2 rRNA genes (1 of these 2 only partly in view) are annotated in these 2,002 nt (G+C 54.3%); both read right to left on the bottom strand.

What is annotated here, in order from left to right:
* Positions 1–49: 49 nt before the first annotated feature.
* Positions 50–162, bottom strand: a 5S ribosomal RNA gene (rrf, locus tag AC1RWI_RS37655).
* Positions 163–291: 129 nt separating this feature from the next.
* Positions 292–2,002, bottom strand: a 23S ribosomal RNA gene (locus AC1RWI_RS37650) (it continues 1,260 nt past the right edge of the window).

Below are 2,002 nucleotides of genomic sequence, written 5' to 3'. Positions count from 1 at the left end.
CAAAAGCAAAACCCCCCAGTACTTTCGTACTGGGGGGTTTCAAGGGAGAGCCTGGCGATTACCTACTTTCACACGGGTATCCGCACTATCATCGGCGTGGAGTCGTTTCACGGTCCTGTTCGGGATGGGAAGGGGTGGTTCCAACTCGCTATGGTCACCAGGCATAAACGGTGGCCGCGCTGAGGGTTGCTCAACGCAGCGAATAGGGATGTAGTAAGGGGTTGTGCGTATCGGCCAAGCTGCTGCGCAGCGGCACGCGACACTCACACCAGGTAGAAACACACTGGTTATAGGATCAAGCCTTACGGGCAATTAGTACTGGTTAGCTTAACGCATTACTGCGCTTCCACACCCAGCCTATCAACGTCCTGGTCTCGAACGACCCTTCAAGGAGCTCAAGGCTCCAGGGAATCCTCATCTTCAGGCGAGTTTCCCGCTTAGATGCTTTCAGCGGTTATCTCTTCCGTACATAGCTACCCTGCGATGCCTCTGGCGAGACAACAGGTACACCAGCGGTACGTCCACTCCGGTCCTCTCGTACTAGGAGCAGCCCCCGTCAAGATTCCAACGCCCACGGCAGATAGGGACCAAACTGTCTCACGACGTTTTAAACCCAGCTCACGTACCTCTTTAAATGGCGAACAGCCATACCCTTGGGACCGGCTACAGCCCCAGGATGAGATGAGCCGACATCGAGGTGCCAAACACCGCCGTCGATATGAACTCTTGGGCGGTATCAGCCTGTTATCCCCAGAGTACCTTTTATCCGTTGAGCGATGGCCCTTCCATTCAGAACCACCGGATCACTATGTCCTGCTTTCGCACCTGCTCGACTTGTCGGTCTCGCAGTTAAGCACGCTTTTGCCATTGCACTTTAGGTACGATGTCCGACCGTACCAAGCGTACCTTCGAACTCCTCCGTTACACTTTGGGAGGAGACCGCCCCAGTCAAACTGCCTACCATGCACTGTCCCCGATCCGGATTCACGGACCAAGGTTAGAACCTCAAACAAACCAGGGTGGTATTTCAAGGACGGCTCCACGCAGACTAGCGTCCACGCTTCAAAGCCTCCCACCTATCCTACACAGATCGGTTCAAAGTCCAATGCAAAGCTACAGTAAAGGTTCATGGGGTCTTTCCGTCTAGCCGCGGGGAGATTGCATCATCACAAACACTTCAACTTCGCTGAGTCTCGGGAGGAGACAGTGTGGCCATCGTTACGCCATTCGTGCAGGTCGGAACTTACCCGACAAGGAATTTCGCTACCTTAGGACCGTTATAGTTACGGCCGCCGTTTACCGGGACTTCAATCAAGAGCTTGCACCCCATCATTTAATCTTCCGGCACCGGGCAGGCGTCACACCCTATACGTCCACTTTCGTGTTTGCAGAGTGCTGTGTTTTTATTAAACAGTCGCAGCCACCATTTTATTGCAACCCCTTCACCCTCCTGGCGCAGGCCAGTCAAGCTACAAGGGCGTACCTTATCCCGAAGTTACGGTACCAATTTGCCGAGTTCCTTCTCCCGAGTTCTCTCAAGCGCCTTAGAATACTCATCTCGCCCACCTGTGTCGGTTTGCGGTACGGTCTCGTATGACTGAAGCTTAGAGGCTTTTCTTGGAACCACTTCCAATTGCTTCGCAGCACTAGGCCGCTCGCCCCACATCCTTGAATTCCGCGCCCGGATTTGCCTAAGCGCCTTCTCCAATGCAGGGACCGGGACTTCCAACACCCGGACAACCTTCCGCGATCCGTCCCCCCATCGCATCATACGACGGTGCAGGAATATTAACCTGCTTCCCATCAGCTACGCATCTCTGCCTCGCCTTAGGGGCCGACTCACCCTACGCCGATGAACGTTGCGTAGGAAACCTTGGGCTTACGGCGAGGGGGCTTTTCACCCCCTTTATCGCTACTCATGTCAGCATTCGCACTTCTGATACCTCCAGCATCCTTTACAAGACACCTTCACAGGCTTACAGAACGCTCTCCTACCATGCGT

The sequence above is a fragment of the Cupriavidus sp. MPR-AND1C genome (genome assembly GCF_058809705.1).
This window is presented reverse-complemented; position numbering and strand designations above follow the sequence as displayed.